Here is a 20,507-nt window from a genome sequence, read left to right as displayed (position 1 = left end):
GGCCCGGCGATTGGTCATTGTCCCGTTTCCGAGGTATGCCATGAACCGCCTGTTCTCCTGCCTGCATGAAGATTCAGCCGTCACCGCGATCGAATACGCGCTGCTGGCCAGCCTGCTGGCAGTGGCCGTGGTGGCCAGCATCAGCCTGGTCGGCGACCAGGTGCTGCTCATGTACGGCCATATCAGGGACCAGATCATCCTGGCGCTATCATGAACGCCCTGCACAGCCATCGCCTCCTATGCCTGATCGTGCTTGGCTATGCCGCCGCGGTCACATTGCTCCTTGGCAGCCTCTCCATGCTGCGCGACAGCGTGCCGATACTTTCGGGCTTTCTCCTCATTTCGCTGCTGTGCGCCGTGTTTGCGCTATGTGGCTACAGCCTGTATGTGATGCTCGCGCTGCGCCCAGATCGCCTGTGCCATTACCTGTATCACGTGCTGCGCCGCTACCTGAGCAGGGAACGCCTGCTGCAGGCGCTGCCCGTGTTGCTGCTCATTCCCATCTTTGCCGCCAGCTTCACCGCCTTCAAGGCGGCCATTCCCCGCTTGCATCCCTACACCTGGGACAGCCGCCTGTCCGCCTGGGATATCGCCCTGCATGGCGGCACCGCGCCATGGGCATGGCTGCAACCGCTGCTGGGCAATCCATGGATGACGGGCCTGCTGAACGTCAGCTACCACCTGTGGTTCTTCCTGTTCTATGCCACGCTCTACTGGCTGGCGCAAGACACGCGCCACCCGCTGCTGCGCATGCAGTTCCTGCTCAGTTTTGTCCTCTCCTGGATCATCCTGGGCAGCATCGCGGCCATGCTGTTTTCCTCCGTCGGCCCCTGCTACTACGGCCACTTGCACGACAGCGACCCGTACGCCCCACTGATGGCCTATCTGCACGAAGCCAACCATCACTTCCCCATCTGGGCCTTGTCGGTGCAAGACATGCTGTGGCAAGACTACCAGAGCAGGGGTGCTTCGAGCGAACTGGGCATCTCGGCCATGCCCAGCATGCATGTCGCCACCGCCGTGCTGATGGCCCTGCTGGGCTGGCGCGTCAGCCGCACCGCCGGCCTCGCCTTCAGCGTTTTCGCCATGCTGATCATGCTCGGTTCCGTGCACCTGGGCTGGCACTACGCGCTCGACGGCTATGCCGGCGCGGCCGGCGCGGGACTGGTCTGGCATGCGGTGGGCCGCATGCTGCGCACCGGCAGCGTCTCCCTCAGCACAGCGGGCGCTGCGGCGCCATGCATGAGCAAGGGAGGGCTGCTGTCATGAGTTCCGCCCTGACCTCGCTGCTGAGCCTGGCCTTGCTGGCCGGCCTGTTGGGTGCTGCCCTGTGGCATGACCTGCGCACGCGGCGCATCCCGAATCGCCTGGTGCTGTGGGGCACGGTGGGCGGCGTGCTCCTGAACAGCATGCTGCCGGCCGGCGCCGGCCTGTTCCAGCCACCGTTTGGCGGCCTGGGCCTGCTGCAGTCGCTGGCCGGCGCCGCTGCCGGGCTGGCCCTGCTGCTGCCCATGTATCTGCTGCGCGCCCTGGGTGCCGGCGACGTCAAGCTGATGGCCATGTGCGGCGCCTTCCTGGGGCCGCTTGCCGTGCTCGAAGCGGTGCTGCTGACCTTGCTCGCTGGCGGCGTGCTGGCCATCACTGCCGCCCTGCTGGGACGCCGTTTGCGCCAGGTGCTGAAAAACGCCTACTACATGCTGCTCGGCACGCTGCTGCAAAGCCTCGCAGGCGGTCCAGCTACCGTGGCCGAGCCGCCCGCCGCCACCGGCAAGCTGGCCTACGCCTTTGCCATCGCCAGCGGCACGGGCCTGCAAATTTTCCTGACGTACAACCACCTGTGGAACTTGCGCTGAACAGCGCATATCCATGACCGCAACCAGAACGGGACGCCATCATGAACGCCATCAGCACCCTGCGCCACTCGCGGCACGCCAGCCTGCTCGGCAACGCCTTCATGGCGGGCATCTGGGCCGTATTTGCCTATGCCCACGTGCTCGCTTACCTTCACACCCGTGACTGGAGCTATTTGCTGTTCTGCATGACGGAAACCGTCTCGGCCCTGTTTTTCCTGATCCGCACGGCACCGGACAGCGTCTCGACCGACATGCGCGACTGGCTGCTGGCCATCAGCGCCACCTTTGCGCCTTTCTTCTTCAGTCCTTCCGACATGGCGCTCTGGGCCGACGCACGCTACCTGCTGCTGCCGGGCAGCGCCTTGCTGCTCACGGGCCTGCTGTCACTGAACCGCAGCTTCGGCCTGGTGGCTGCCCAGCGCACCATCAAGACCCGCGGCGTCTACCGCGTGATACGCCACCCGCTGTACGCCAGCTACCTGATTTCCATGAGCGGCTACGTGCTGGCCAATACCTCGACAGCGAATCTTCTCGTCTACGTCGCGACGCTGTCGCTGCTGCTGGCGCGCCTGCTGCGCGAAGAGCGCTTCCTGGCTGCCGACGTGCGCTACCGCGCCTACATGCGCCAGGTGAAATACCGCTTGCTGCCTTTCATTTTCTGATCGCCAGCCCAGATCGACCCGCAACAAGGAGCCGTCATGCCCGATACCTATCCAGAAGAACCCGCCAACGGCAGCATCACGCCGGCAGCGATGCGCGCGCCGCGCAATGTGGCCGAGACCGGCCTGCCCTTTTTATTCCTGGTGGAACTGCTGGTGAAAGTCATGTTCCTGCGCGGCCAGATCAGCTTGCCGGCCCTGTCGGCGCACGTGAAGCTGGGCGCCGGCGTGCTCGAACCGCTGCTGACTTTCATGCGCGCCGAAAAACTGTGCGAGGTACAGCGCACCGGCTACAGCGGCACCGACGCCGACCAGCAGTATCACCTGGGCGACCAGGGACGCCAGCGCGCCGCCGACTATTTGCGGCGCAATGCCTACAGCGGCCCCGCACCGGTCACGCTGGCCGACTACAGCGCGCAGGTGCTGGCGCAAAGCGTGGCCCGCATGCAAGTCACGCGCGAAACCGTGCTGCAGCAGTTTCACACCGTGGTGGCCAGCGCTGCCGTACTCGACCAGCTGGGCGCGGCCATGAACTCGGGCCGGGCGCTGCTGCTGCACGGTCCCGCCGGCAGCGGCAAGACCTACCTGGCCGAGCGCCTGCATGGCTTGCTCAGCGGCACCATCGCCCTGCCGCATGCGGTCATGGTCGATGGCGAAGTGCTGCCCTTCCTTGACCCCATGCTGCACACGCTGGCCAGCGACGCCGCGCCGCCAGCCGACCCGCGCTGGGTGCGTGCCCTGCGCCCCACCGTGCTGACCGGCGGCGAACTGACGCTCGACATGCTGGACCTGCAATTCGACCAGGGCGCCCGCCTGTACCAGGCGCCGCTGCACCTGAAAGCCAACAACGGCATCTTCATCATCGACGACCTGGGCCGCCAGCGCTGCTCGCCCGTGGAACTGATGAACCGCTGGATCGTGCCGATGTCGCGCCGCGTCGATTACCTGTCGCTGCACACGGGCTACAAGTTTCCCGTGCCCTTCGACGTCATCGTGGTGTTTTCCTCGAACCTGGCGCCGCAGCAGCTGGCCGACGACTCCTTCCTGCGCCGCATCGGCTACAAGATCCATATCGGCGAACTGAGCGGCTACCACTACGAAACCGTATTCCGCCACACCTGCGAACAATTCGGCATGCTCTTCAACCACGCCAGCTACCACTACCTGCTGCAACTGCATGGCCAGCATGCGCGGCCGCTGCTGGCCTGCTATCCACGCGACATCCTGTCCCAGCTGTGCGACGTGGCGTGCTACGAGGGCCGTCCGGCACGCCTGGAAGCCGATGCGCTGCACTGGGCCTGGAACAACTATTTCGGCGCCGCCGACGGCTCCGCCGGCATACAGAACGGATCGGCTTCGGTCCTGCATAAAGGAGTATCAAAATGAGAAACGCACGCGCTCTGACGATGATGGCCTTTGCGGTCATCCTGGCGTTCGTGGCGGTCATCGTGGCCGCGCGCTGGATCAATGCCCAGGCTTCGGGCAATACCAACAAGGTAGCCGTTGCGCTACTCGACATCAGCCTGGGCGCGCGCATCGCGCCTGAAATGGTGCGCATGGTCGACTGGCCCGCCAACGCGCTGCCGCCGGGCGCCTTCAACGATCCGAAACTGCTCGACGCGCGCGTCACGCGCACCAGCATCCAGCACGGCGAACCGATCATGGAGAGCAAGCTGGCGCCCCCCGGCACCCAGGGCGGCCTGTCGGCCGTGGTCGGCGAAGGCAAGCGCGCCATGACCGTGCGCGTCAATGACGTGGTAGGCGTGGCCGGCTTTGCCCTGCCCGGCAACTATGTCGACATTCTCGTCAACACCCAGGACGAGCTGGCCAAGAATGCCAGCGGACGCGATCCCAGCATTTCGAAGATCGTCCTCGAGCGCATCCTCGTGCTGGCGATCGCACAGGAATCGAGCCGCGACGACACCAAGCCCAAGGTGGTCAATGCCGTGACCCTGGAATTGACGCCGGACCAGGCAGAAAAGCTCGACCTGGCACGCAGCGTAGGCACGCTCTCGCTGGTGCTGCGCAACCAGATCGAAGACAAGCCCGTCAACACTGAAGGCGCCACCAAGACCAGCCTGCTCGACACCAAGGTCGCCGCCCAGGTACCGGCGCCAGCACCACGCCCTGTCGTACGCCACCGCGTGGTGCAAGGACCGGTCGGGCCACAAGTCGATGTCATCAAGGGGCTGGAACGCAGTTCCCAACAATTCTGAACAACGCGGATTCCTGCCCGATCCGCACCACGAGGAGCATGCCATGAGCACCATGAGCAAACTGAGCACAGCAAACGGGAGCCGCATCCTGCGCATGGCCCTCGCCATCGCCGCCATCGGCGCCCTGATTCCGGCCGCCTATGGCGAAGTGGCCGCCCCGGCGCCACCAGCGGCTTCGCCCGGCCTGTCGCCGACGCCGCCGGGCGCCAAGCCGCAGATGGCTGGCCCCTCTGCCACAGCCACTGCGGCGGCCATCTCGCCGCCGCCAAAAGTGCTGCACCGCGCACCACGCGCCAGGGCCATCGCGCCGCAAGCCAAGCCGGACTCGGCCGGCAGCCACAGCGACGTCAGCCGGAACATGGCCCTGGCCGAAGGCAAATCGACCCTGATGCACCTGCCGTTTCCCGTCGCCCGCGTCTCGGTGGGAGATCCGCGCATCGCCGATGTGATCCTGCTCAATACCACCGATGTCTATCTGCTGGGCAAATCCGTCGGCACCACCAACCTGATCATCTGGAACCGCAGCAACGAGGCCAGCATCATCGACCTGTCCGTCAGCATCGACAGCAGCCTGCTGCAGGCGCGCCTGAGCGCATTGCTGCCGAACGAGAAAGACTTGCATGTGACGGTCGCTGGCGACACGCTGATCCTGTCGGGCATGGTCAGCGATACCGTCAAGGCTGACCAGGCGATGTCGCTGGCGAACGCCTATGCCCAGCGCGGTTCGCGTCCTGCCACCGGCACGGCCGCAGCGGCGGGCGCCGGCGCAGCGCCAGCGCCCGCCGCTGGAGGCGCCGCCGACCCCTCGGGCGGACCAGCTCCCTCGCCGCGCGTGATCAACCTGATGTCCATCGCCGCGCCGCAGCAAGTGATGCTGGAAGTCAAAGTGGCGGAGGTATCGAAAACCCTGGTCGACCAGCTGGGCGCCAGCCTGGGCATCAACAAGACCATCGGCAGCTGGTCGTATTCGCTGCTGTCCAGCCTGTTGAGCAATAATCCCAGCGGCTTGAGCGGCGCCAGCAAGAACAACTTTTTCAATCTTGACGCGCAAAAACGCGATGGCCTGATCAAGGTGCTGGCCGAGCCGAACATCATGGCCATCAGCGGCCAGGAAGCCAGTTTCCTGGCTGGCGGCAAGATTTTCATTCCCGTCAGCCAGACCAATAACGGCGGCACGCCCACGATCACGCTGGAAGAAAAAGAGTTTGGCGTGGCCGTCAAATTTACCCCCACCGTGCTCGAAGGGGGGCGCATCAACCTGAAAGTGTCGCCGGAAGTGTCCGACCTGAACAAGGAAGGCATCGGCATCACCGCTACGGGCATCTCGACGACAGCCATTCTGCCCTCGTTTACCACGCGGCGCGCCACCACCACGGTACAACTGTTCGACGGCCAGAGCTTCGCCATCGGCGGCTTGATCAAGAACAATGTCACCAGCAATATCAAGGCCTTGCCAGGCCTGGGTGAAGTGCCCGTACTGGGCGCACTGTTCCGCAGCACGGATTTCCAGACCGACCGCTCGGAACTGGTCTTCATCATCACGCCGCATCTGGTCAAGCCATTGCCGGCCGACTACAAACTGCCCACCGACGAGTACATACAGCCGACGCGCGGCGACGTCTTCCTGCAGGGAAAAATGGAAGGCCGGGCGCCAGCACCGCAGCCGCAGCCGATGCCCGTGCCAGCGCCGCTGCCAGCGCCTGCTTCCATGCCACCGCAGGCAGCCATGCCGGCCCCCGTGCCGCCCGACATGCCCGTGGCCATGCCGGTTGCCACGCCGGCGCTGAGCAACGACGACCTGCCGCAATACCGCGCCGTGCCCAAGGCCGATGCGGCCACGCCATCGGCAAACATCATCGATGATCTCAAATAGGAGCGCCCCATGAAAACCTTTCCCTTCACACGCACCCTGCCCCGCTGCCTGTTGTGCGCAGCCGCAATAGGCTCGCTGGCTGGCTGTGCCGCCACGACCACTCCCGTACTCGACAGCCATTTCGGCGAGGCGGTGACCCTGCTCAAGCAACAGCAGATCCTGTATCCCGATGCGGCCAGCAATACCAATCCCGTGCTCGGTCTCGATGGCAGGAGCGCCATCAGCGGCTACAAGCTGTATCAGAAGTCGTTCAGCGCGCCCGAACCGCTGCCCGACGTACTGACGATCGGCGTCAGCAAACGCTGACACTGCCGCCCCGCCCTTTGATCCCATCCACAGCCGGAGCCCGCCGTGAAAATCTTCATTATCTCCAGTAACGAACAACAACTGGCCGGGATGGCGGCGCTGCTGCGCGAGCGCCATGCCGGCGACGATATCGACAGCGCCGTCGGCAGCCTGGAGCGGCTTGCCGGCACGGCCGAAATGGCGGCGCCCGACGTGCTGCTGCTGGCGCAACCCGTCATCGACGATGCCGACCTGGCGCGCATCGAGCGCCTGGCCAGCCGCCAGCAAGGCATGGCCATCATCCTGCAATGCCAGCACCAGGGCAGCGACTTCCTGCTGAAGGCCATGCGCGCCGGCGTGCGCGAAGTGCTGCCACAAGCCGACAGCGGCGCGGCCCTGAATGCGGCGCTGCAGCGTCTCGAGGACAAGAGCGCGCGGCACGTGCAGCGCAATGGCAAGGTGATCGCCTTTGCCTCGTGCAAGGGCGGCAGCGGCGCCACTTTCATCGCCGCCAACCTGGCCTATGCCCTCTCGCTGGACAATCAGCGCGTGGCACTGTTCGACCTGAACCTGCAGTTCGGCGATGCGGCGCTGTTTGTCTCTGACCAGAAGCCGACGGCGACCCTGTCGCACGTGGCGCAGCAAATCCACCGCCTCGACGCGTCCTTCCTGGCAGCCAGCATGGTGCAGGTGACGCCCAATTTCAGCATCCTGGCCGCGCCCGAAGATCCGGCCCATTCCAGCGACGTGAAGCCGGAACACATCGACCAACTGCTGCACCTGGCGCGCAGCGAGTACGATTTCATCGTGCTCGATCTGGGCCGCGGCCTCGATGCCATCAGCGTGCGCGCGCTGGACCATGCCGACATGATCTGTCCCGTCATGCAGGCAACGCTGCCCTACATCCGCGATGGCAAGCGCCTGCTGCAGGCGTTCCAGTCACTGGAGTATCCGGCAAGCAAGATTCACCTGATCCTGAACCGCTACGCAGGCGACGATGAAATCCGCCTGCGCGACCTGGAGGCGGCGTATGGCCAGCGCATCTTCCATACCATCGCGAATCACTACGCGGCAGCGGCCGCTTCGGTCAACCAGGGCGTGCCGGTGTTGAAGCTGGCGCCGGGCAGCCCGCTGTCGAAGTCGCTGCAGGAGTGTGCCAGCAAGCTGTCGGGCAGGCGCGCGCCCGCCCCGGCGGGCCTGTTTTCGCGCCTGTTCCAGCGTAGCCGGCCCATTCACCTTCGAGGGGAAACAGCATGAGTACCGATATCCATGGCGGCCATCCCAGCCTGCGTGAACGCCTCGGCAGCGCCGCCGCGCCGAATGGCTACGCGCCGTTCGGCGCCACCCGCGCTGGCAGCGCCGACAATCCCGCCTACCACGAACTCAAGCAGCATGTGCACCAGGCCCTGCTCGACAGGATCGACCTGGAGGGCATGCAGCGCCTGTCGCAGGAGCAGATACGCGAGGACCTGAAAACCCTCGTCGGACGCCTGCTCGATGAAGACAATGTCGTCGTCAACGACATCGAGCGGCGCACGCTGGTGCGCGACATCCAGGATGAAGTGCTGGGCTTCGGCCCGCTCGAACCGCTGCTGGCCGATCCGGAAATTTCCGACATACTCGTCAATACCTACCGCCAGGTGTATGTCGAGCGGCATGGCCAGTTGGAACTGAGCCATATTCGCTTCACCGACGATGCCCACCTGCTGAAAATCATCGACAAGATCGTCTCGCGCGTGGGCCGGCGCATCGACGAATCGAGCCCCATGGTCGATGCGCGCCTGCCCGATGGCTCGCGCGTCAACGCCATCATCCCGCCGCTGGCCATCGATGGCCCGGTGATGTCGATACGGCGCTTCTCGGCCCAGCCGCTGCGCATGGCCGACCTGGTGGAACGGCACAGCCTGACGACGGAAATGGCGCAGATACTGCAAGGCCTGGGCAAGGCCAAGGTCAATATTCTGATCTCGGGCGGTACTGGCAGCGGCAAGACCACCATGCTCAACGCGATTTCCGGCTTCATCAGCACGAGCGAGCGCATCGTCACCATCGAAGATGCGGCCGAACTGCAGATGCAGCAACCGCACGTGGTGCGCCTGGAAACGCGGCCGGCCAATATCGAGGGCAAGGGCGAGGTGACGCAGCGCGCGCTGGTGCGCAATGCGCTGCGCATGCGGCCCGACCGCATCATCCTGGGCGAGGTGCGCGGCGCCGAAGCGCTCGACATGCTGCAGGCGATGAACACGGGCCACGAAGGCTCGATGGCCACCATTCACGCCAATACCCCGCGCGACGCGCTGACGCGGCTGGAAAACATGATCAGCATGGCTGCCTCGATGTTGCCGGGCAAGGCCATGCGCCAGCAGATCAGCGCCGCCATCGGCGTGGTGGTGCAGGTGGCGCGCCTGACCGATGGCAAGCGCAAGGTGGTGTCGATCCAGGAGATCACCGGCATGGAAGGCGAAATCATCACCATGCAGGAAATTTTCACCTTTCGCCAGACCGGCATTGCCCAGGACGGCACCGTCAGCGGACACTTCCAGGCCAGCGGCGTACGGCCGCAGTTCCTCGACCGCCTGCGCGCCTTCGGTGTCGTCGTGCCGGAAAGCCTGTTCGATCCCAGCCGCCAATACCACTAAGGAGAAGGGCCATGGACTATAGCTATTACGTCTTCGGCGCGCTGATCTTCCTCGCCGTGGTGCTGTTCATTACGGGCCTGTATCACAGCTGGAACAATGCGCGCGGCCCCGAATCGGAGCGGGTGGCGCATCGGCTGCGGGTGCTGTCGGCCGGCGCCCACGCGGGCGAGCAAAACACCACCATGATCAAGCAGCGCCTCCTCAGTGAAACGCCGGCGCTGCAGAAATTGCTGCTGGAGGTGCCGCGCGTGCATGCCCTGGACCGCCTGCTGGAGCAGTCGGGCCTGAAATGGAGCGTGGCCCAGTGGGCCATGCTGGTGCTGCTGACCTTCCTCGTCGCCCTGGTGGCCATCAGCTTCATCAACCTGCACTGGCTGCTGCGCCTGCTGGTGGCGGCCGCCTGCGCCCTGCTGCCCCTGTACTACATCGAGCGGGCCAAGGCGCGCCGTTTGCTGCGCATCGGCATGCAGCTGCCCGACGCGCTCGACCTGATGAGCCGCGCACTGCGCGCCGGCCATGCCTTTCCCACGGCACTGAAAATGGTCGGCGATGAAATGACCGCGCCGCTGGCCGAGGAATTTCGCATCGCCTTCGACGAAGTCAATTTCGGCATCGCCATGCCGGATGCCCTGATGAACCTGGCCACCCGAGTGCCCAGCACCGACATGCGTTATTTTGTCATTGCCGTACTGATACAGCGCGAGACGGGCGGCAACCTGGCAGAGCTGCTTGAGAGCATCAGCCACATTATCCGCGACCGCATGAAACTGCTGGGCCAGGTGCGCGTGCTGTCGGCCGAGGCGCGCCTGTCGGCCTGGATACTGTCGCTGCTGCCATTCGCTGCGGCGGCCGTGATCCACCTGAGCAATCCGACTTTCCTGGCCGTGCTGTACGACGATCCCGGTGGACAAAAAATGCTGGCCTGTGCTGCGATGCTGATGCTGGTCGGCATCCTCATCATGCGCAAGATCATCCACATCCGGGTGTAGTGTCGAGGGAGAAAACATCATGACTACCGTGCAAATAGGATTTCTGGGCTTGCTCTTCATCGCCGTCTTCGCCGGCGCCATGTTCGTGCTGCTATTGGCCATACCCGACCCGCTACGCCAGCGCCTCGACAGTGTGGGTACCAGCGAACCAGGCAGTGCGCGCCAATGGCTGGCGCACTTCGTCAAGTTCAGCGGACCGCTGGCCCGCCTGTCCTTGCCGGAAGACGGCTGGGAAACGTCCAGGATACGCCTGCGCTTCATGCATGCGGGCCTGCGCCATCCGTCGGCGCCCCTGCTGTACTTCGGCGCCAAAACGGGCCTGGCCATCGCCCTGCCCGTGCTGCTGTTCCTCGGGCTGAGCCTGGCCGGGGTACATGACGACGGCATCAATTTGCTGCTGTGGCTGCTGTTGGCGGCCGGCCTCGGCTACTACCTGCCCAATCTCTGGCTGAACCGGCGCATCCGCCTGCGCCAGCGCGAGATCTTTGAAACCTTTCCCGACGCACTCGACCTGATGACCGTCTGCGTGGAGGCGGGCCTGGCCATGGATGCGGCACTGGCGCGGGTAGCGGCCGAGATCAGCCTGAAATGCGTGGTGCTGGCCGAGGAACTGCATTTGCTGACACTCGAACTGCGCGCTGGCAATTCCAAGGAGCGCGCCTTGCGCAACCTGGGCCTGCGCACGGGCGTCGAGGATGTCGAAGCCCTGGTGTCCATGCTGATCCAGGCCGAACGCTTCGGCACCAGCATCGCCGCCTCGCTGCGCGTGCAGTCCGATCAGCTGCGCACCAAACGGCGCCAGCTGGCCGAAGAGCAAGCCGCGAAAATCGCCCTGAAACTGCTGTTTCCCCTGATCTTCTTCATTTTCCCCTCGCTGCTGGTGGTACTAATGGGGCCAGCGTTCCTGCAAATCTACCGCATCCTGCTGCCAGGCATGGCTGGCGGCAATTAAGACGAGCATTCCCTGCGACTCCCGGCAGCAGACACCGCCGGGAGCAATACCTTCCCCGCCAGCATCGCGTCCCTCCCTACCCGTTCTCGCAGCCTGCCCTGCCGCAGCACCGCATGCCTGGCCAGTGCTGCGCTGGCGAGCCCAAACAGCATGTCCGGCTTGGCCGTATGGCGCCAACTACGCGCACTTGCTTCGCAGGCGCGTGCTTGATGCGGTGAAGGCGCCTGCCGGCCCCGGCAAAGTGCGATGAACCAAAAAAAGGCCGGACTGCGTGTCCGGCCCTGTTACCTGCCTGGCGAGCACCTACATGCTGATGCGCAAGATGGCCGAAGCGAGCTTCTCGAAGCACGGTTTGAGCTCGGTGGCATTGGCCGCGTGGCAATAGATGCCCACCGGCTGCGTCGGCGTGGCGCAACGCGATGGCGCATCGGTCGTGTTGGCCATGCACTTGAGGATACTCTCGCCCGTGTCGCCAGCGACGGGGCCATTGACGGTGGTCAACTGCGTTCCCAGGCCCAGCGTAAATACATACATGCCTTCCGAGCGTGCCTTGGCGGCCATCGCTTCGAGCAGGTTGCGCGAAGCATTGTTGACATTGACCCAGGTCTTGGCATTGGTACTGGTATCGTTGGTCACGGGCCGCAGCGTGGTGCCAGGATAAATGGCGAACTCCTGGTCGGCCAGATTGTGTGCGTTGTACCATTTTGGCAAGGCGGCAGCATCGAGGTTTTTGACGATATTGCTTCCCTGGTAGCACTTCCCCGCCGCCGTCGAACTCTGCATGTTGATCAGCCACAAGCCAGCCGGCGTGCCGGTGGCAGCATCATTCGTGATCAGCGAGCCGGGCGTGGTGCAATCAGCAGGTTTTTTGAAGGTAAAAACGGAAGAAAAGGTATTCGGCGTGCCGTCGGAAAAAAACACGATGACGCGCAGGCTGGAACGCTGGGCCAGGGGAATGCTGTTGAGCTGGTTGCGCCCATTCCACATGCCTTCGGCGGAATTGGTCAAGCCGTCAAAAACGTATTTGCCGATGTGGGTATTCATGCCCTTGCCGTCCGCCGAGCCGGTCGGCGCATCCGTATCGTTCAGGGCGAAGCCGCGTGAGCTGGTACGTATTGTATTGTCGACTACCGCGCCATACGAAAAATGAATCAGGGCCATTCGATCGAGGTCCTTGTTAAATTTGGTCAGGAACAATTTCGCACTGCTGATCACGGTCGGACCCACGGACGCCATCGAACCCGAGGTATCCATCACAAACGCCAGGTCCAGGTCCTTGCGGATGGTTTGCGCCGCTGCGCTGACATTGAGAAAATTGAAGCCCAACACCCGCATCAGGGTCACCGGGACCGATGCCGTGGCCGACGCGTCGACTGTGACCTTGCCCGCGTCAAACGTGATGGTCGGATCGGGAAAGCTGGGCGTGGCACCCAGATAGCCGGCGGGGAAATTTGCGGCAAAGAATTTGCGCGCGGCAGCCTGCGCGCTGGCCCGTTGCGCAGCCTCGCCCACGCCCTGTGTGACGGAACGGGCAGCGGCGATGCTGGCCGCATCGACGGCAGAGTTGAGCTTGGAGCGGACAATGAAACCCAGGCCCGAATCGATGGCCAGGCCCACGGTGCCTATCAGCACGACAAGCGACAATGCCACGACAATCAGAACCTGTCCCTTGGCCTGTTTTCCAGGCGTATTACGTCTTTTCATGATGCCCTCCAGGTAGCGGATGATGGCGTCCGGATGTCAGAAGATGGTTTTGGCGTACAGGTTGCCGCTGAGCTGCGGCGTTTTGGCGCCGAAGCCCAGGTTCATGCCTGCAAACAGAATGGTCGAGCGGTACAGCCCTTCCACGACATAAATCACTTCGCCATCAGCGAGCTGGTTGCTCATGGCGTCATTGATGGCCGAGCCGGCGCTGGGGATGTTGCTGCACTTGCCGCTGCCATCCGTGGCCCAGCTGTTGCAAGTCCATACCCGGCTCGGCTGCTGCGCCCCCTTCGTCCAGCGGTAGTGTTCCAGTATGACGTTCGACTTGCCAGGGCCATTGCCCATGATCTTGCTGATGTACATGCTGCCATTGGTGGCCATGTCCAGCGGCGGCGTCGTCATGGCCAGGGCCGTCATGATGGTCTGGGGGTCTTGCGAGGAGCGCGACGCCAGGTTGGCGCCTTCGCGGCTCAGATTGGTCAGGATCATGTCGCCTTGCACGATGCGCGCCAGGTCGAACACGGGAACGGCCAGCATCAGCAAGAGTGGCAGTACGAGAGCGAATTCCACGGCCGCCACACCCTTCTGGCGCCGGATTGGCAGTTTGCGCGCGTTCATCAGAAGGCCTCGTTACGCATGGTGGCAGCCACGCTGAATGTGTATTGGCTGCGCGAGCCGGCACTGGTCTGGTGGCTGGGGTTGAGCAGCGCCATCAAGCGCCAGGCGGGCGTGACGACAGGCCAGGTGCAGTTCACCTGCAAGACGACGATGTCGCCGGCGGCGCCAAACATATTGTTGTTGTACGCCGATGGCGTTTGCGACACGCCATTGACGACGATGACGGGACTGACCATGCCATACAGTCCCAGCGAACTATCCTTGATTCTTTGCAATACCGCTTCGTAACGCTGCTTGTTCGCCGTGGCGGGGTCGAGGTTGTTTTGTCCCGTGATGGAATAGCGCGCCCCTTCGCGCACCGCGTATTGCATTGTCAGGTTGACCCAGAACATGACCCCCAGTTCCATGATCATGGCGATGAGAAAAAAGAGGACAGGGGCGATCATGGCAAACTCCACCAAGGCCGCGCCGCGCGGCATTTTTTTCAGGCACAACTTTCCCCTACAGCTGTTTTTAGTCTGCATGATTTACTCGCTTGGACAGGTTGCTCTCGGTCTCGCGCCGAAGTTGCAATAAAGTCAAATAAATTGTTCTTTGTATAATTTAATTTAGGTAATACCAAGACGAAAGTCAAGGTCTGAATGCGGGTAAATCAGGTGCGCTCGAAATGAGCAGGGGAAATAAAATTAGCGCGGCAGCAGGCGGCGGTCGGCAGGGTCGAGCAGGAAGCCTTGCAGGATCTCCTGCAGTTGCGGCAGTTGCGCCACGTAGGCGGGAATGCCCAGCTGGCGCGCGCCGAAGTAGTGGGCGATGAGGTCGCCCTGCTGCTCCATGTTGAAGTCGGACAGGATACCGCCGGCCTGCGCATCGTAGCGGTAGGCGCGCTGCCCGATGTAGCCGCCGCACAGTGCCAGCAGCACGCCATGCAGCAGCACGCTGTAGCCGAGCTGGTACTGCCACACGTGCACCATTTCATGGATGAAGAACAGCTTGCCGCCATTGCCTTCGCGGGAAAAATCGTCGCGGTACTGGGCCGGCATGAAGTACAGGCTACCGCGCGGCGTCATCGCCGTGTTCTGGTCCTGCAAGCCGAACGGTAGAAAGGAGCCGCGCACGACGCGCACGCGCGCGTAGTCGATGGCGCCCTGGAAGACGCTGCGGGCCATGGCGGTTTCGCCGATGGTGAGGGGGCGGCGCAAGACTCGCATAAGAAGAAGAGAAGAAAGCGCGGCAGGCATAAAAGCCTGCCGCGCCGGTGCTGCTTACGCCGAACGCAGGCCGCTGGCTGCTTTCGCGATTTCCGTGATGCGGTCCCAGTTGCCGGCCGCGATCGCGTCTTTCGGCGTCAGCCACGAGCCGCCCACGCAGGCGACGTTTTTCAGCGCCAGGAACTGCGACGCCGTCTCTTGCGAGATGCCGCCCGTCGGGCAGAAGGTGATGTCCGGCAGCGGGCCGTAAATCGCGTTGAGCATGCCGATGCCGCCGGCCGGTACGGCCGGGAACAGTTTCAGCTGCTGGAAGCCGTTTTCACGCGCCGCCATCACTTCGCCTGGCGTCATCACGCCCGGCAGCAAGGGCAAGCCGCTGCTTTTCGCCGCCGCCACCAGGGCCGACGTCAAGCCTGGCGAGACGCCAAACACGGCGCCCGCATCGCGCGCCTGGGCGAATTCCTCGGGACGGGTGAGCGTGCCGACGCCGACGATGGCGCCCGGCACTTCCGACATGGCGCGAATCGCTTCGAGGCCGTGTTTGGTGCGCAGGGTTACTTCCAGCACGCGGATGCCGCCCGCCACCAGCGCGCGCGCCAGCGGTACGGCATGTTCAGGATCGTCGATCGCAATCACGGGGATCACGCTCGAAGTACGCATAATTTCCAGTAGTGTCATGGTCATCTCTTATTTCCTAGCCAAAAAGTCTTCATCGGAACCCGGTACGGTATCACCGACATTGTCGGCGTCGTGCAAGGCGACGGTGGTGGGAATCGGCGACGGCAGGCCGAAGGTGGTGGCACCCTCTTCCGCCGCGCTGACGGTGGAACGGAACATGGAAAACAGCTCGCGGCCCATGCCGACGTGGTTCGGCGACAGGTCGGCCGTGACCAGCGCACGCGCATGCCAGACGTCGGCCGGCACCAGCGCCTCCAGGACGCCGGTAAACGCGTCGAGACGGATGATGTCGCCGTCGCGCACCAGGCCCAGCGGGCCGCCGGCGAGGATTTCAGGCGAGACGTGGATGGCAGCCGGCACCTTGCCCGACGCGCCCGACATGCGGCCATCGGTGACCAGCGCCACGTGGCGGCCCGCATCCTGCAAGTTGGCCAGCGCGGGCGTCAGCGCATGCAGTTCCGGCATGCCGTTGGCGCGCGGGCCCTGGAAGCGCAGCACGGCGACGAAGTCGCGGTCCAGGGTGCCAGCCTTGTAGGCGGCCATGAACGCTTCCTGCGAATTGAACACCAGGGCCGGTGCTTCGACCGTGCGGTGCTGCGGCTTGACGGCCGAGACCTTCATCACGGCGCGGCCCAGGTTGCCTGCGACGAGGACCATGCCGCCGTCCGGCGCGAACGGGTTCGACGCCGGGCGCAGCACGTTTTCGTCAGCGCTGGCGGCCGGTGCATCTTTCCAGAAGACCTTGCCGTCTTCGCCGAGGAACGGTTCCATGCAGTGCGCGCGCAAGCCGTGGCCCAGGATGGTGTTGACGTCCTCGTGCAGCAAGCCCGCATCGAGCAGTTCGCGGATCAGGTAACCGGTGCCGCCGGCCGCGTGAAAATGGTTCACGTCGGCGTCGCCGTTCGGGTAGATGCGCGTGAGCATCGGCACGATGGCCGACAGTTCATTGAAATCGTTCCAGTCGATGACGATGCCGGCCGCCTTGGCGATCGCCACCAGGTGCAAGGTGTGGTTGGTCGAACCGCCCGTGGCCAGCAAGCCCACGACGGCGTTGACGATACATTTCTCGTCGACGATATGGCCGACTGGCAAGTAATTGGCGCTTTGCGCCGTGATGCCGGCAGCGCGCTGGGCGGCAGCTTTTGTCAGTGCATCGCGCAGCGGGGTGTTCGGCGTGATGAAGGCGGCGCCCGGCAAGTGCAGGCCCATCACTTCCATCAGCATCTGGTTGCTGTTCGCGGTACCGTAGAAGGTACAGGTGCCGGCACCATGGTAGGCTTTCGACTCGCCTTCGAGCAAGTCTTCGCGCGTGGCCTTGCCTTGTGCATACAGCTGGCGCACCTTGGCTTTGTCCTGGTTCGACAGGCCCGACGTCATCGGACCGGCCGGCACGAAGACGGCGGGCAAGTGGCCGAAGTGCAGCGCGCCGATCAACAGGCCCGGCACGATCTTGTCGCACACGCCCAGATACAGGGCCGCATCGAACATATTGTGCGACAGCGCCACGGCCGTCGACATGGCGATGGTGTCGCGCGAGAACAGCGACAATTCCATACCTGGCTGGCCTTGCGTCACGCCATCACACATGGCAGGCACGCCGCCGGCGAACTGGGCGACGGCACCCACTTCGCGCACGGCTTGCTTGATGATCTGCGGGAAGCCTTCAAACGGCTGGTGCGCCGACAGCATGTCGTTGTACGAGGAAACGATGGCCACGGACGGCTTCTTGTATTCTTTCAGCGACAGCTTGTCGTTGACGGGAAAGGCGGCAAAGCCGTGCGCCAGGTTGGTGCACGACAGGGCGCCGCGCTGCACGCCCTGGATGCGGGCCGCATCCAGATGCGCCAGGTAGGCGCCGCGCGATGGCCGGCTGCGCGCGATGATGCGCGCTGTTACGGATTCGACTACTGGATGCAGCGCCATATGGATTTCCTTAAAAATGAGTATTTCGTGAAATTTTACTACAAAATGGTGAAGAAGAAGCACTCTTGCATGGGCCAACAACAGAAATAAGCGACAAATTGCGGCATGTCAAAGCCAAGCCAGCCAATATCGCGTATCCGCAGCTGCCAACAGATCCCTTATATGTGGCTGCTGCAATCGCTAAAAAAAACACAACAAAATCGGCTTCACGTCACAAACTGTAGTGAAATTACGTTTTTGTGATGTATTATTCTCATACCAACGCCGGATCCGCTGTTCGCCACGCCGAACGCACCGCGCTCCCTTCAACCGAGACAAGCACCCAAGCCGACCGCCATGCGCCAGCCAGCACCTACTCCTGCCATCACCGCCACCGCCAGTTTCCAGTCCCTGCAAGCGCACAGCGCCAGCCTGCGCGAAGTGCATCTGCGCCAGCTGTTCGCTCTTGACCCCGCACGTTTCTCGACGATGACGGTCGATGCGGCCGGCTTGCTGCTCGATTACTCGAAGAACCGTGTCGACGCCACCGCCATGACGCTGCTGATGGACCTGGCACGCGAACGCGGCGTGGAAGCGCAGCGCGAAGCCATGTTCACTGGCGAGAAAATCAATCTTACCGAACATCGGGCCGTTCTGCATACCGCCTTGCGCGCGCCTCGCGGCACGAAGCTGGTGGTCGATGGCCAGGATATCGATGCCGACGTGCAAGATGTGCTACAACGCGTCAAGGCGTTTACGGACAAGGTACGCAATGGCAACTGGCTCGGCCACACGGGCAAGCCGATCTGCGACATCGTCAACATCGGCATCGGCGGCTCGGACCTGGGCCCGAAGATGGCGTGCCTGGCGCTGCGCTCGTATGCCAACCCGGGCCTGGAAATGCATTTTGTGTCCAACGTCGACGGGCACGACATGGAAGCGACCCTGTCCAGGGTCGATCCGGAAACGACCCTGTTCATCGTAGCCTCGAAAACTTTTGTTACGGCCGAAACCATGCTCAACGCCAATACGGCGCGCGCCTGGTTTTTACTGGAAGGCGAAGAAAAGGACCTGGCGCAGCACTTCGTGGCCGTCTCGACCAACACGCAAGCCATCGTCGACTTCGGCATTTCGCCGGACAATATGTTCCCATTCTGGGACTGGGTCGGCGGCCGCTATTCCGTCTGGTCGTCGATCGGCCTGGCCGTGGCCCTGTCCGTGGGTTTTGAATACTTCAGCGATTTCCTCGCCGGCGCGCATGCGATGGACCAGCATTTCCGCCAGGCCCCGCTGGAACAGAACATGCCCGTGGTGCTGGCCATGGTCGGCTTCTGGAACCGCCAGTTCCTCGACTGCGGCTCCGTTTCCATCGCGCCATACCACCAGGACTTGAGCCGCTTTGCCGCCTACTTGCAACAGCTGGACATGGAAAGCAACGGCAAGCGCGTCACCAAGGACGGCGCGCCCGTCGACGTGCCGACCGGCCCCGTCATCTGGGGCGATTGCGGCACGAATGCGCAGCATGCGTATTTCCAGCTGCTGCACCAGGGTAGCGATATTACTCCCATCGACTTCATCGCCGCCCTGCGCGCCACGCACGATTTGCCGGGCCACCACGACGCCCTGCTGGCGAACTGCTTTGCCCAGTCGGAAGCCTTCATGACGGGCAAGACGGGCGAGGAAGTGCGCCTTGATTTGCAGGCGCAAGGCTTGCCGGAAAGCGAGATCGAAGCGCTGGTACCGCACAAGACCTTCCCCGGCAACCGCCCCAGCAACACCATTTTGATGGACCAGCTGACCCCGACCACCCTGGGCGCCCTGATCGCGCTGTACGAACACAAGACCTTCGTGCAGGGCGTCTTGTGGAACGTCAACAGTTTTGATCAGTGGGGCGTGGAACTGGGCAAGGTGCTGGCGAAGAAAATCCAGGCTGAACTGACGGGCGAAGCCCGTCCCGACCACCACGACAGCTCGACCAATGGCTTGATTGCCATGGCGAAAGCAGCAAAAGCCGCATATTAAAAAAGAGATAGATGAATATTTACGAAATCAAAGTAGTCAGCGACAAGCCCATGCAAGTGGGCGAATGCCCGCTATGGCATGGCAAGGAAGCGGCCCTGTACTGGGTCGACATCGATGGCCGCGCCGTGCACCGTTTGCACCCGGCCAGCGGCAAGCATGACCAATGGAGCATGCCGACGGAACCGTCGGCGCTGGCCATCAATGCGGGCGGCGGCCTGATCGTGGCCTTGCGCAGCGGCTTTGCCCACCTCGACACGAAGACGGGCAGCCTGGCGGAAATCGCCCCAGCACCGTTCGACATGGCCACCACGCGCTTCAACGATGGCAAGGTCGACCCGGCAGGCCGCTTCTGGGTCGGCACGATTTTCGAGCCGCGCAACGCCGATGCGGCGGAAATGTTCGTGCTGGAAAAGGGCAATGTCCGCAAGGTCTGGTCGGGTGGCATGACGGTGTCGAACGGCCTGGGCTTTTCCCCCGACAAGCGCACCATGTACCACGCAGATACCACCACGCACCGCATCGACCGCTTCGACTTCGACGCGGCCACGGGAACCATTTCCGCGCCGCAACCATTCCAGCGTTTTTCCACGGACAAGAAAGCGTTTGATTACGGCGGACGCCCGGATGGCGCGGCCGTCGACAGCGAAGGCAATTACTGGTCGGCCATGTTTGAAGGCGGCAAGATTTTACGCTTCGCCCCCGATGGCCATCTGCTCGGTGAAATTACCGTGCCCGTGCGCTGCCCCACCATGCTGACGTTTGGCGGCCCCGACCTGCGCACCCTGTACATCACCAGCGCCAGCCACAACCGTTCCGCCGCCGAACTCGCCGACCACCCGTTGAGTGGCCACGTGCTGTCCGTGCGCGTGGACGTGGCGGGCCAGCCGGAAACGCCGTACCAGGCTTGAG

Annotated in this window: 20 protein-coding genes; 14 read left to right on the top strand and 6 right to left on the bottom strand. The window is 63.5% G+C overall.

Features of this window, described 5'->3' with window-relative positions; genetic code table 11:
* Positions 1–40 precede the first annotated feature (40 nt).
* The 12 genes from CLU93_RS17920 to CLU93_RS17865 are packed head-to-tail and all read left to right on the top strand — an operon-like array spanning position 41 to position 11,466.
* Positions 41–214 carry a Flp family type IVb pilin gene (locus tag CLU93_RS17920; RefSeq protein WP_099762685.1) on the top strand — a complete coding sequence of 58 codons (174 nt, stop codon included), beginning with the start codon at positions 41–43 and terminating at the stop codon, positions 212–214.
* The gene (locus CLU93_RS17915; RefSeq protein WP_099762682.1) at positions 211–1,269 is read left to right on the top strand and encodes a phosphatase PAP2 family protein; all 1,059 of its coding nucleotides are present in this window, start codon (positions 211–213) and stop codon (positions 1,267–1,269) included. Before CLU93_RS17920 ends, CLU93_RS17915 begins: the two co-directional genes overlap by 4 nt.
* Positions 1,266–1,853 carry an A24 family peptidase gene (locus CLU93_RS17910; RefSeq protein ID WP_099762679.1) on the top strand — a complete coding sequence of 196 codons (588 nt, stop codon included), beginning with the start codon at positions 1,266–1,268 and terminating at the stop codon, positions 1,851–1,853. The genes CLU93_RS17915 and CLU93_RS17910 overlap by 4 nt, the downstream gene beginning before the upstream one ends.
* A 41-nt stretch (positions 1,854–1,894) precedes the next feature.
* Positions 1,895–2,515, top strand: a complete 621-nt coding sequence (locus CLU93_RS17905; protein WP_099762676.1) for a methyltransferase — start codon at positions 1,895–1,897, stop codon at positions 2,513–2,515.
* Positions 2,516–2,551: 36 nt separating this feature from the next.
* A complete protein-coding gene (locus CLU93_RS17900) occupies positions 2,552–3,898 on the top strand; it encodes an ATP-binding protein (protein ID WP_099762674.1) in 1,347 nt (448 codons plus the stop codon).
* Positions 3,895–4,728, top strand: coding sequence for a Flp pilus assembly protein CpaB (gene cpaB / locus CLU93_RS17895; protein WP_099762672.1), 834 nt, complete (start codon positions 3,895–3,897; stop codon positions 4,726–4,728). Before CLU93_RS17900 ends, cpaB begins: the two co-directional genes overlap by 4 nt.
* A 43-nt stretch (positions 4,729–4,771) precedes the next feature.
* The gene (locus CLU93_RS17890) at positions 4,772–6,601 is read left to right on the top strand and encodes a type II and III secretion system protein family protein (RefSeq protein WP_257225000.1); all 1,830 of its coding nucleotides are present in this window, start codon (positions 4,772–4,774) and stop codon (positions 6,599–6,601) included.
* A 9-nt stretch (positions 6,602–6,610) separates the two neighbouring features.
* The gene (locus tag CLU93_RS17885; protein ID WP_099762670.1) at positions 6,611–6,907 is read left to right on the top strand and encodes a hypothetical protein; all 297 of its coding nucleotides are present in this window, start codon (positions 6,611–6,613) and stop codon (positions 6,905–6,907) included.
* Between the two features lie 45 nt (positions 6,908–6,952).
* Positions 6,953–8,143, top strand: a complete 1,191-nt coding sequence (locus tag CLU93_RS17880) for an AAA family ATPase (RefSeq protein WP_099762668.1) — start codon at positions 6,953–6,955, stop codon at positions 8,141–8,143.
* Positions 8,140–9,525: a CpaF family protein gene (locus CLU93_RS17875; RefSeq protein ID WP_099762665.1), complete on the top strand. Its 1,386-nt coding sequence runs from the start codon at positions 8,140–8,142 to the stop codon at positions 9,523–9,525. Before CLU93_RS17880 ends, CLU93_RS17875 begins: the two co-directional genes overlap by 4 nt.
* 11 nt (positions 9,526–9,536) lie before the next feature.
* Complete coding sequence (locus CLU93_RS17870; RefSeq protein WP_099762664.1) at positions 9,537–10,514, top strand: type II secretion system F family protein; 978 nt, start codon at positions 9,537–9,539, stop codon at positions 10,512–10,514.
* Positions 10,515–10,533: 19 nt separating this feature from the next.
* Positions 10,534–11,466: a type II secretion system F family protein gene (locus tag CLU93_RS17865; RefSeq protein ID WP_099762661.1), complete on the top strand. Its 933-nt coding sequence runs from the start codon at positions 10,534–10,536 to the stop codon at positions 11,464–11,466.
* Between the two features lie 303 nt (positions 11,467–11,769).
* Here the strand turns inward: CLU93_RS17865 and CLU93_RS17860 are convergent, their stop codons facing one another.
* From CLU93_RS17860 to edd, 6 genes are all read right to left on the bottom strand, one after another.
* Positions 11,770–13,170 carry a vWA domain-containing protein gene (locus tag CLU93_RS17860; protein ID WP_099762658.1) on the bottom strand — a complete coding sequence of 467 codons (1,401 nt, stop codon included), beginning with the start codon at positions 13,168–13,170 and terminating at the stop codon, positions 11,770–11,772.
* Between the two features lie 36 nt (positions 13,171–13,206).
* On the bottom strand, positions 13,207–13,788 hold the full coding sequence (locus tag CLU93_RS17855; RefSeq protein WP_099762654.1) for a TadE/TadG family type IV pilus assembly protein: 582 nt from the start codon (positions 13,786–13,788) through the stop codon (positions 13,207–13,209).
* Complete coding sequence (locus tag CLU93_RS17850; protein ID WP_257225135.1) at positions 13,788–14,267, bottom strand: TadE/TadG family type IV pilus assembly protein; 480 nt, start codon at positions 14,265–14,267, stop codon at positions 13,788–13,790. Before CLU93_RS17850 ends, CLU93_RS17855 begins: the two co-directional genes overlap by 1 nt.
* A gap of 207 nt (positions 14,268–14,474) precedes the next feature.
* A complete protein-coding gene (locus tag CLU93_RS17845) occupies positions 14,475–14,987 on the bottom strand; it encodes a hypothetical protein (RefSeq protein WP_099762648.1) in 513 nt (170 codons plus the stop codon).
* A 63-nt stretch (positions 14,988–15,050) separates the two neighbouring features.
* A complete protein-coding gene (locus CLU93_RS17840; RefSeq protein ID WP_099762645.1) occupies positions 15,051–15,680 on the bottom strand; it encodes a bifunctional 4-hydroxy-2-oxoglutarate aldolase/2-dehydro-3-deoxy-phosphogluconate aldolase in 630 nt (209 codons plus the stop codon).
* A 3-nt stretch (positions 15,681–15,683) separates the two neighbouring features.
* Positions 15,684–17,597: a phosphogluconate dehydratase gene (gene edd, locus CLU93_RS17835; protein ID WP_099762643.1), complete on the bottom strand. Its 1,914-nt coding sequence runs from the start codon at positions 17,595–17,597 to the stop codon at positions 15,684–15,686.
* Between the two features lie 336 nt (positions 17,598–17,933).
* On the opposite strand from edd, the gene pgi reads away from it, so the two are divergent.
* Both pgi and CLU93_RS17825 read left to right on the top strand, forming a co-directional pair.
* Positions 17,934–19,598 (top strand): glucose-6-phosphate isomerase, encoded by a 1,665-nt coding sequence (gene pgi / locus CLU93_RS17830; RefSeq protein ID WP_099762642.1) that lies wholly within the window; start codon positions 17,934–17,936, stop codon positions 19,596–19,598.
* Positions 19,599–19,609: 11 nt separating this feature from the next.
* Entirely contained in the window at positions 19,610–20,506 is an 897-nt protein-coding gene (locus CLU93_RS17825) for an SMP-30/gluconolactonase/LRE family protein (RefSeq protein WP_099762639.1), read from the top strand.
* The last annotated feature ends 1 nt before the right edge of the window (position 20,507 follow it).

Origin of the sequence: Janthinobacterium sp. 35 (assembly GCF_002754575.1) — a bacterium.
GTDB lineage: Bacteria > Pseudomonadota > Gammaproteobacteria > Burkholderiales > Burkholderiaceae_D > Janthinobacterium > Janthinobacterium tructae.
This window is presented reverse-complemented; position numbering and strand designations above follow the sequence as displayed.

Excerpts from the sequence above, each read along its gene's own strand:
- CLU93_RS17900 (WP_099762674.1), top strand. The coding sequence starts at position 2,552 with ATGCCCGATACCTATCCAGAAGAACCCGCCAACGGCAGCATCACGCCG.
- CLU93_RS17865 (WP_099762661.1), top strand. The coding sequence starts at position 10,534 with ATGACTACCGTGCAAATAGGATTTCTGGGCTTGCTCTTCATCGCCGTC.
- CLU93_RS17890 (WP_257225000.1), top strand. The coding sequence starts at position 4,772 with ATGAGCACCATGAGCAAACTGAGCACAGCAAACGGGAGCCGCATCCTG.
- CLU93_RS17910 (WP_099762679.1), top strand. The coding sequence starts at position 1,266 with ATGAGTTCCGCCCTGACCTCGCTGCTGAGCCTGGCCTTGCTGGCCGGC.
- CLU93_RS17905 (WP_099762676.1), top strand. The coding sequence starts at position 1,895 with ATGAACGCCATCAGCACCCTGCGCCACTCGCGGCACGCCAGCCTGCTC.
- CLU93_RS17920 (WP_099762685.1), top strand. The coding sequence starts at position 41 with ATGAACCGCCTGTTCTCCTGCCTGCATGAAGATTCAGCCGTCACCGCG.
- edd (WP_099762643.1), bottom strand. The coding sequence starts at position 17,597 with ATGGCGCTGCATCCAGTAGTCGAATCCGTAACAGCGCGCATCATCGCG.
- CLU93_RS17875 (WP_099762665.1), top strand. The coding sequence starts at position 8,140 with ATGAGTACCGATATCCATGGCGGCCATCCCAGCCTGCGTGAACGCCTC.
- pgi (WP_099762642.1), top strand. The coding sequence starts at position 17,934 with ATGCGCCAGCCAGCACCTACTCCTGCCATCACCGCCACCGCCAGTTTC.
- CLU93_RS17825 (WP_099762639.1), top strand. The coding sequence starts at position 19,610 with ATGAATATTTACGAAATCAAAGTAGTCAGCGACAAGCCCATGCAAGTG.
- CLU93_RS17885 (WP_099762670.1), top strand. The coding sequence starts at position 6,611 with ATGAAAACCTTTCCCTTCACACGCACCCTGCCCCGCTGCCTGTTGTGC.
- CLU93_RS17870 (WP_099762664.1), top strand. The coding sequence starts at position 9,537 with ATGGACTATAGCTATTACGTCTTCGGCGCGCTGATCTTCCTCGCCGTG.
- CLU93_RS17840 (WP_099762645.1), bottom strand. The coding sequence starts at position 15,680 with ATGACCATGACACTACTGGAAATTATGCGTACTTCGAGCGTGATCCCC.
- CLU93_RS17915 (WP_099762682.1), top strand. The coding sequence starts at position 211 with ATGAACGCCCTGCACAGCCATCGCCTCCTATGCCTGATCGTGCTTGGC.
- CLU93_RS17860 (WP_099762658.1), bottom strand. The coding sequence starts at position 13,170 with ATGAAAAGACGTAATACGCCTGGAAAACAGGCCAAGGGACAGGTTCTG.
- CLU93_RS17850 (WP_257225135.1), bottom strand. The coding sequence starts at position 14,267 with ATGCCGCGCGGCGCGGCCTTGGTGGAGTTTGCCATGATCGCCCCTGTC.
- CLU93_RS17855 (WP_099762654.1), bottom strand. The coding sequence starts at position 13,788 with ATGAACGCGCGCAAACTGCCAATCCGGCGCCAGAAGGGTGTGGCGGCC.
- cpaB (WP_099762672.1), top strand. The coding sequence starts at position 3,895 with ATGAGAAACGCACGCGCTCTGACGATGATGGCCTTTGCGGTCATCCTG.